The sequence below is a fragment of the Daejeonella sp. genome, from assembly GCF_044232565.1.
Lineage (GTDB): Bacteria > Bacteroidota > Bacteroidia > Sphingobacteriales > Sphingobacteriaceae > Daejeonella.
Map to the genome: position 1 here is coordinate 1 of NZ_JBIILQ010000128.1, position 7,825 is coordinate 7,825.

Annotated in this window: 11 protein-coding genes; 6 read left to right on the top strand and 5 right to left on the bottom strand. The window is 34.9% G+C overall.

Annotation, left to right across the window (positions count from 1 at the left end; all coding sequences use genetic code 11):
• Positions 1-779: NAD(P)/FAD-dependent oxidoreductase (locus ACILQF_RS08085; RefSeq protein WP_395626911.1), on the top strand; the 779-nt coding region annotated here is incomplete at its 5' end.
• Between the two features lie 223 nt (positions 780-1,002).
• The gene (locus ACILQF_RS08090; protein WP_395626912.1) at positions 1,003-1,635 is read left to right on the top strand and encodes a hypothetical protein; all 633 of its coding nucleotides are present in this window, start codon (positions 1,003-1,005) and stop codon (positions 1,633-1,635) included.
• A gap of 1 nt (position 1,636) precedes the next feature.
• Here ACILQF_RS08090 and ACILQF_RS08095 read toward each other — a convergent pair whose 3' ends face one another.
• The 3 genes from ACILQF_RS08095 to ACILQF_RS08105 are packed head-to-tail and all read right to left on the bottom strand — an operon-like array spanning position 1,637 to position 3,279.
• Complete coding sequence (locus tag ACILQF_RS08095) at positions 1,637-2,239, bottom strand: hypothetical protein (RefSeq protein WP_395626913.1); 603 nt, start codon at positions 2,237-2,239, stop codon at positions 1,637-1,639.
• Positions 2,226-2,720 (bottom strand): RNA polymerase sigma factor, encoded by a 495-nt coding sequence (locus tag ACILQF_RS08100; protein WP_395626914.1) that lies wholly within the window; start codon positions 2,718-2,720, stop codon positions 2,226-2,228. Before ACILQF_RS08100 ends, ACILQF_RS08095 begins: the two co-directional genes overlap by 14 nt.
• Before the next feature lie 40 nt (positions 2,721-2,760).
• Entirely contained in the window at positions 2,761-3,279 is a 519-nt protein-coding gene (locus ACILQF_RS08105) for a hypothetical protein (RefSeq protein WP_395626915.1), read from the bottom strand.
• 65 nt (positions 3,280-3,344) lie between these two features.
• Here ACILQF_RS08105 and ACILQF_RS08110 point away from each other — a divergent pair, with 65 nt between their 5' ends.
• The 4 genes from ACILQF_RS08110 to rpmA all read left to right on the top strand — a co-directional run bounded on the left by ACILQF_RS08110 (position 3,345) and on the right by rpmA (position 6,260).
• Complete coding sequence (locus tag ACILQF_RS08110; protein WP_395626916.1) at positions 3,345-4,763, top strand: dicarboxylate/amino acid:cation symporter; 1,419 nt, start codon at positions 3,345-3,347, stop codon at positions 4,761-4,763.
• A 33-nt stretch (positions 4,764-4,796) separates the two neighbouring features.
• Positions 4,797-5,303: a hypothetical protein gene (locus ACILQF_RS08115; RefSeq protein ID WP_395626917.1), complete on the top strand. Its 507-nt coding sequence runs from the start codon at positions 4,797-4,799 to the stop codon at positions 5,301-5,303.
• Positions 5,304-5,409: 106 nt separating this feature from the next.
• Entirely contained in the window at positions 5,410-5,721 is a 312-nt protein-coding gene (gene rplU, locus ACILQF_RS08120; protein WP_090702024.1) for a 50S ribosomal protein L21, read from the top strand.
• Positions 5,722-5,810: 89 nt separating this feature from the next.
• The gene (gene rpmA, locus ACILQF_RS08125) at positions 5,811-6,260 is read left to right on the top strand and encodes a 50S ribosomal protein L27 (RefSeq protein WP_395626918.1); all 450 of its coding nucleotides are present in this window, start codon (positions 5,811-5,813) and stop codon (positions 6,258-6,260) included.
• Positions 6,261-6,310: 50 nt separating this feature from the next.
• On the opposite strand, the gene ACILQF_RS08130 is transcribed toward rpmA, so the two are convergent.
• Positions 6,311-7,282 carry a polyprenyl synthetase family protein gene (locus ACILQF_RS08130; protein ID WP_395626919.1) on the bottom strand — a complete coding sequence of 324 codons (972 nt, stop codon included), beginning with the start codon at positions 7,280-7,282 and terminating at the stop codon, positions 6,311-6,313.
• A gap of 194 nt (positions 7,283-7,476) precedes the next feature.
• Positions 7,477-7,825, bottom strand: a 349-nt coding sequence (locus ACILQF_RS08135; protein ID WP_395626920.1) for a S1 RNA-binding domain-containing protein, incomplete at its 5' end; no start/stop codon positions are given.

Sequence of the window (7,825 nt, forward strand, 5' to 3'; positions counted from 1 at the left end):
ATCCAACAGGAATAATGGGTCCTGAGATGATGGAAGATTTTAGGAAGCAGGCGGAACGTTTTGGTACAGAAATTCGCTTTGGTTATGCTAGTAGTGTTGATTTCTCATCTATACCTCATAAGGTGATTATTGATGAAAATAAAACAATAATAGCGGATACAGTGATAATTGCTACTGGTGCCTCAGCAAAGTGGTTGGGATTAGAAAGTGAGCAAAAATACAATGGTTTTGGGGTGTCTGCCTGTGCAGTTTGTGATGGGTTCTTTTTTAAGGGTCAGGATGTTGCGATTGTAGGTGCTGGTGATACAGCGGCAGAAGAAGCCACTTATCTTGCTAAGCTCTGTAACAAGGTTCACATGCTTGTCCGCAGGGATGAGTTTAGAGCATCAAAAGCAATGCAAAATAGAGTTCTAAATACACCAAATATTGAGATTCATTATAATTCAGACACCAAAGAAATTTTGGGCAATGGAAAAAATGTAACAGGTGTTTTGGTATCTAATAATATAACTGGTGAAGAAAAAACAATTGACATAAGTGGATTTTTTGTGGCCATTGGTCATAATCCAAATACAGAAATATTTAAGGGTTTGTTAGATATGGACGAAACGGGTTACTTAATAACGAAACCAAATAGCACTAAAACTAATATTGAAGGAGTTTTTGCTTGTGGTGATGCTCAAGATAAATTATGGCGTCAAGCAATTACAGCTGCAGGAACAGGCTGTATGGCTGCTCTTGAAGCCGAGCGTTATTTAGCAGCAAAGGAAGATGCATAGTTTTTTATGTTAACATATTTAAAAATGCCCTTGAGAAATCAAGGGCATTTTTGTTTATATTTCTATATTACCTCCAATAATCTTAGAAATTTTTATCCCTTTGCTTTAGCTTAAACTGTATAATTGGTGAAGATTTTTAATTTTGTTAATTGATGGAAACGTTAAGGGTAAATTAAATTGTTAAATTTGAACTACACCCTAATGATATTTTAAAAAGCTTATAATGAATTTAAAAACGATTTACCCCGCATTATTACTAGCAAGCACGCTATTATTTGCATGTGGAAATGAAGAAAAAACGGAAGAGGTGAAACCAGTAGTAAAGAAAATAATGCAACCTTTTCGTTTTCATAAGGCTATTGAAGTTAGACCGGGATTAACCTTGGATATTGTGAGTTGGGGTCGAGGTTCTAATTCGGTAGGAGGGTATCTGATTTTAAGATCAGATTCAACTAAACTTAATTATCGCTCTGTTGCTGGTGAGCTTGATGGCAAAATAGTTGATGTTTGGGATATGGATTTAGATTCTGATGGGAATCCAGAATTGTACATTCACGCAAGTGGTGAGGGAAAGGGATCCTATTTAAATATGTATATCTATGAATATAGTGATGGTGGTTCTAGTCAGCAATTACGTTTTCCGGAGCTCAATTCAACTTTAAATAAGGGATATCATGGGGACGACTCCGTTTATATAAAGGATGGTAAATTATTGCGTCAATTTCCAATTTACGACAAGAATGATTCAACGGGGACTGCTACTGGTGAGATACGTAAATTAGAATATACATTGAGAAACAATAGTTTTCAATTTAAGGAGATAAAAGAGGAACAATCGGTACAGAAAAAGAAATAATTTACAAGTTATTATCCTCAAACTGCTTTTGGATTCGTTCTAGGTTTTGAATCATTTCTTCTAATTTAGACTCTTCTCTTTTTATATAAATTCGCATGGATATAAAATAGGAAAAAGCAATCCAAGAAAATGTGAATATCAAAGCTAGAATTATTACCCAGGTAGGTGTCATAAAAGAAATCTCTACAAAGTAAAGTAAAAAACCAGTACTCAAAAAGATTGTGTAAATCCTGTATTTTCGGGTGTTTAAAACATACCTCTCCTGTTTATATTTCTTCAAATAAGTAATGTAATCCTCGGGTTTATCAATTAATTTATCATAGTTTATTTGACGATAATTGCCAATTATTGCGATTATATAATAAATGCAACATGCCAGAAATATTATCATGGCAAGATGGGTAGTCCACATATTAAAAGGGATAAACCACCAAACAGATAATATTGCTGTTGCAGCGAGTGTCATGCCAATAATCTCAATTAGCAACCTCCTAGAAAGCCCATTTTTCGTTTTCTGTATTTTTTTAAATACGGCTTCGTGCTCGACTTTCGGCAGCGTGATCTGGTTGTGCCAGATTACTTTTAGTGCTTCAAAATCTTTCATATTTATTATAAATTTCAGTCAGTTTTTGTTTGATACGATGAATTTTAACTCTTAGATTACCCTCAGATATTCCCGAAACTGCGGCAATTTCAGTGTAGGGAAGTTCATCCAATACCATAGTGATAATAAAACGCTCGTTTTCTTCAAGTTGAGCGATACATTTATAAAGAGAAGAAACTTGCTCATTTTTTTCTGAGATCTCTTCGCCCTTAGTTTCAATAATATTGTCGGTAAGTTCGTCTTTGGGATGTCTTTTTTCAACACGCAAATAGGAGAGGCAGGTATTTACAGCGATACGGTAAATCCAAGTTGAAATTAATGCCTGATTTCTAAATTTATCAAGATTCTGCCAAACTTTTATAAAGGTTTCTTGCACCAGATCGTTCGCCGATTCATCATCCCCCGTATATCCATAACATAAATGGTATATCTTTTTGGAGTTAGCCTGAAAAATTTCCTTGAAAAGTGCCTCTTTACTCAAACCCTTATTTTGCCGTTTAGATTTATAATGTTCTTATTTGTTACAAATATTGACTTTTATTGATCCATTTTGCCCATTTTTCTGCGTTTATGATCAATACGTCAAATTCCTTCTGATAATCAAATTGAAGATCTTCATGCAGCTTATCTATTAACTTTACAATTTTTTCAATTTGTCTATTTAACAAAGCCTGCAAGGGTTTATGCGTTGTTTTTAGATCCACATAAATAAGATAGTTCGTGCAAAACCAAATAGCTAATTCTATTTCAACCTGTTTTGAGCCTGTATATTTAGCGTATCGGTTCATTAAACGAATTATTTTCCTCAGACTTTTTGTACTGTAGAAATAATGTTTTTGCATGGTTTCGAAATCCGCTATTAAAAATATTTTTACGTCTTCGGCATATTTCATGGGCTCTTGGACGTCAAAAAGCAGATAAGTAAGCAATTCCTTATTTTCTTTTTTATATTTTGCAAGCCTCAAACAAATTTCTGTAAGCTCTGTAGCGCTAAGTCCCGCTAATATTTTTTTTAAATCACTTAATTTTTCGGGCTTCATGTGCTTCTTTCATTTGCTTGGTAAATCTAATTAATTACTTTTGTTCATTAAGCTAACCTTAACTTATGAAATTTAAAAATTTTGGAATCGTTGCATTAATTGCAGTTACTGTTTCTGCGTTACTTACCTTCTTAAATCATTACAATATTATTGCTATTCCTGAAGTAGCACTCATGTTCTCAAGATGGCTAGCTATTGCGGGTTTATTTTTATACGGACTTAAAAAGAAGTCGCTTACCACTTGGATTTTAATCTCAATGGTTGTTGGTGCAGAAATTGGAAATGATTTTCCAGAAATAGGTGTAAAGCTTCAAGTTTTAAGTAAAGTGTTCTTAAAAATGATTAAGACCATTATAGCACCTCTTCTTTTTGCTACTCTTGTATTCGGAATTGCGGGTCATTCTGATCTGAAGCAAGTAGGTCGCATGGGTTGGAAGTCAATACTTTATTTTGAAGTGGTTACTACCATAGCCCTATTTATTGGTCTAGCAGCAATTAACATATCCAAGGCAGGAATGGGCATAACGCTTCCTCCAGGCGCTCATGAAGAGCTCGAAAAGGTTGCGCCACAAACATTTAATGATATTATTCTTCATATTTTCCCGGAGAATATTGCCAAATCAATTGCTGAAGGTCAGGTTTTACAAATTGTTATTTTCAGTATAATTTTTGGTATTGCTCTGGCGATGGTTCGTGAAGATAAGCGTCAACCGATGTTGAAAGCCACTGAAAGCCTTTCTGAAGTCATGTTTAAGTTTACCAATATCATTATGTATTTCGCTCCAATTGGTGTTGGTGCTGCTATTGCATATACGGTAGGGCATATGGGACTTGGGATATTAGTAAATCTCTTTCAATTATTATTAACACTTTATGTGGCCTTATTTGTTTTTTTAATAGGTGTTTTATTGCCCATTGCTTTAATTATAGGATTGCCGATAAAGAAATTCTTGCAAGCAATTGCAGAGCCGGTTTCAATTGCATTTGCGACCACGAGCTCGGAGGCTGCACTTCCCAGAGCGATGGAAGCGATGGAGCGGATTGGTGTTCCACGTAAAATTGTTGCTTTTGTGATGCCAACGGGTTATAGTTTTAATTTGGATGGAACGACACTTTACTTAGCTTTAGCCGCAATTTTTGTGGCACAAGCTGCTGGTATGCCTTTGACATTCGGACAGCAATTATTGATTGTATTTACATTAATGTTAACTAGTAAGGGAGTGGCTGGTGTGCCTCGAGCTTCTCTAGTGATACTTTTAGGTACTGCTGCATCCTTCGGGATGCCGGTTTGGCCAATCTTTATCATTTTGGGAATCGATGAGTTGATGGATATGGCCAGAACATCGGTAAACGTAATTGGTAATTGTCTTGCTACCGTGGTTATCGCTAAATGGGAAGGTGAATTTCATCCGCCAGTGGATGACCTGGGAGCCCCCAATGAGAACAGAGTTCATAAATTAGAAGATCAAATAGAAAAACATTAATACAAGAAAATATATTGTTTATATTTCAAAAAGATGAGTGATAAAAGGAAAAAGATATTTTTAGGTATTTGTATTATTGCACCTTTCCTAATCTACATGGTTTATTATTATTCCATTATGGTTAAGAATGCCCCATACCGGTTTTCTGATTTTGAATCAATCACGTTTAAATATGGCTTAGGAGATTCCCTAGTCAATCAATATGATTCTAAAACTGGATATTATCAGTATGTAAATAGTAGAGATTCATTGGTAAAAACAAAGGTAAAACTTCGTAAAGATGATTTATTGTATTTACATAGAAAGGCAGCAGAATTAGGTTTCTGGAATTTTCCTGAGCAGATAATAGGCGAGGAGTTAGATGGGAAGACGGGCAATATTCCACACTATTATCTGGAGTTTAAATATAAGGGCAAAGCCAAGCATATCGAATTTGATACCGGATACAAAGATGATCCTAAGTTAAATGATGCTGCTAAAACATTAATTACTGAGGTAAGTAACATGATTAATGATGTGAGAGATCGAGATCAGCAATAATTGTATTGGCTTATAATGACACATTTATTTTTCAGATTTTGTAAAGACTTTTATTATTTAAAATAATTCCATATATTTGCACCTCATTTAAAAAAATAAATTAATAATGTACGCAATAGTAAATATAGCCGGACAGCAATTCAAAGTTGCTAAAGACCAATATCTTTTTGTACACAGGTTACAAGGAGAAGAAGGCGCTAGTATTGAATTTGACAACGTATTATTAGCAGAGAACAATGGTAAATTCTCTATTGGTGCTGATGCATTGAAGGGTGCTAAAGTAACTGCTAAGATACTGTCTCATTTAAAAGGTGATAAAGTGATCGTTTTCAAAAAGAAGCGTCGTAAGGGCTACAAAAAGAAAAATGGACACCGTCAGCAGTTCACTAAAATAGAGATTACTAGTATTTCTCTATAAGTTATTCGTTGTACGTTATACGTTACACGTTTTTTATTCTTAAGTTTAAAATCCTGAATTGTTTATCAATTCATAAATAAAAAAATAAAATGGCACATAAAAAAGGAGCCGGTAGTTCCAGAAACGGACGCGAGTCGCATAGCAAACGTTTAGGTATTAAGATCTTCGGTGGTCAGGCTGCAATTGCAGGAAATATTATCGTTCGTCAGCGCGGTACAAAACATCATCCTGACAAAAATGTTGGAATTGGAAAAGACCACACGTTATTCGCTTTAATTGATGGTACTGTATTTTTCAGAAAGAAATCTGATGATAAATCATATGTTTCAATTATTCCAAGAGTATTCCTATTAGAAGATGCAGCACCTGTAAAGGTAAAGAAAGCTGATGCTCCTAAGGTTGAAGCTGTTTCAACAGAAGAAGCTCCAGCTAAAGCAGCTAAAAAAGTTGCTGCTAAGCCAGCTGCCCCCAAAGCTGCTGCTAAACCAGCTGCAAAGGTAAAAGCAGAAGATAGCGTTGCTCCTTCAGAAGAAGCATAATCATAAATAAAATATTGTTTTGAAAGCCCTAATGGAAATTAGGGCTTTTTTTATTGCTCTCTGATAAGTAATTGCTCTGCAAAACCTTTCAATAGTTCTTTTTTACCAGCTTCAACTGCTATTTGGTCCAATGCATGTAATGCTTTGTTTACATAGTCTTCCATCAAAAATGTAGCTAGTTTTCTGACCTCCAATTGATTGTATATATTAGTAATAGCTTCAACCTTAGCTGTTGGATTGTTAGATGTTTCTATCCATTGAATTAGTTCATTAGCAATATTTCCTTTTGCAAGTTCCTTGGCTTTAATTAGCATGAATGTTTTTTTATTGGACAGGATATCGCCTCCAACTTGTTTTCCGAATTTTTCTGGATCTCCATAAACATCTAAAATATCATCTTGTAATTGAAATGCCAATCCTAAATTCTGACCAAATTCGTAGAGTAATTTTGCCTGATTTTGCGCTGCACCTCCAATTAATGCTCCAATTTGCATACTTCCAGCAAGAAGCACGGCAGTTTTTTGCCTAATCATTTCGAGGTATTCCGCTAAGCTAACATCATTTCTGTTTTCAAAGTTCATGTCGGCTTGTTGCCCTTGGCATACTCCCGAAGCTGTTTCGCTAAAAATAGCGAGTACATCTCTTAAAATATTATCCTCTACCTTGATCATGAGTTTGTAGGCCTCTACAAACATCACATCTCCAGATAAAATTGCTGCACTTTCATTCCATTTTACATGAACTGTAGGCTTGCCTCTCCTAATTGGAGCCTTATCCATTATATCATCATGCATGAGCGTGAAATTATGGAATATCTCAATGCCAATTGCAGCATCAAGGGCCTTTAAAACTTGGCCCCCAAAGAGCTCTGTAGATACTAAAACTAAAACCGGACGCATACGTTTTCCACCTAATTCCATCAAATAGCTGATAGGTTCATAAAGTTCAACTGGCTGTTCGGTGTACTGGGTATCGTTAATAGCCTTATTAATAAGGGCTTGGAGTTGTTCTATTGAATGCATTTATTAGATATAGGATTATAACAAAATCAACAAAAATGTCTCATCTGTTTTTTAAAACAGTCGAAATATACGAAATGAGAACACTTAAAGCCAAATTTTTGAGCTGCATTTTATTGGAATGTAAAAAGGTTTGAATCCGAAAAGCCGACTCTTTTTTAGAATCGGCTTTTCTGATATGTAAATTTCTAATTTAACTAGTCGCGAACTAGGCTAAAATCTATCTGTCGTTTCGCTAAATCTACTTTTTTAACAAGAATTCTTACTTCGTCACCTAGCTGATATTTCTTTTTTCGCCTTTGTCCGATTATGCAATAGTTTTTTTCATCAAGTACATAAAAGTCATCATTTAAATCCCTTAATCGGATCATTCCTTCACATTTATTCTCAATAATTTCAACATACATGCCCCATTCTGTGAGACCTGAAATTATGCCATTATACTCCATTCCAATATTACTAAGAAGGAATTCAGCTTGTTTATATTTAACAGAAGCACGTTCAGCATCTGCAGCTTTTTTTTCCATTTGAGAGGAATGCATGGAG

Coding starts and splice junctions, on each gene's coding strand:
- ACILQF_RS08130 (WP_395626919.1), bottom strand. CDS start 7,282: ATGCATTCAATAGAACAACTCCAAGCCCTTATTAATAAGGCTATTAAC.
- ACILQF_RS08105 (WP_395626915.1), bottom strand. CDS start 3,279: ATGAAGCCCGAAAAATTAAGTGATTTAAAAAAAATATTAGCGGGACTT.
- ACILQF_RS08090 (WP_395626912.1), top strand. CDS start 1,003: ATGAATTTAAAAACGATTTACCCCGCATTATTACTAGCAAGCACGCTA.
- ACILQF_RS08095 (WP_395626913.1), bottom strand. CDS start 2,239: ATGAAAGATTTTGAAGCACTAAAAGTAATCTGGCACAACCAGATCACG.
- ACILQF_RS08115 (WP_395626917.1), top strand. CDS start 4,797: ATGAGTGATAAAAGGAAAAAGATATTTTTAGGTATTTGTATTATTGCA.
- rpmA (WP_395626918.1), top strand. CDS start 5,811: ATGGCACATAAAAAAGGAGCCGGTAGTTCCAGAAACGGACGCGAGTCG.
- ACILQF_RS08110 (WP_395626916.1), top strand. CDS start 3,345: ATGAAATTTAAAAATTTTGGAATCGTTGCATTAATTGCAGTTACTGTT.
- rplU (WP_090702024.1), top strand. CDS start 5,410: ATGTACGCAATAGTAAATATAGCCGGACAGCAATTCAAAGTTGCTAAA.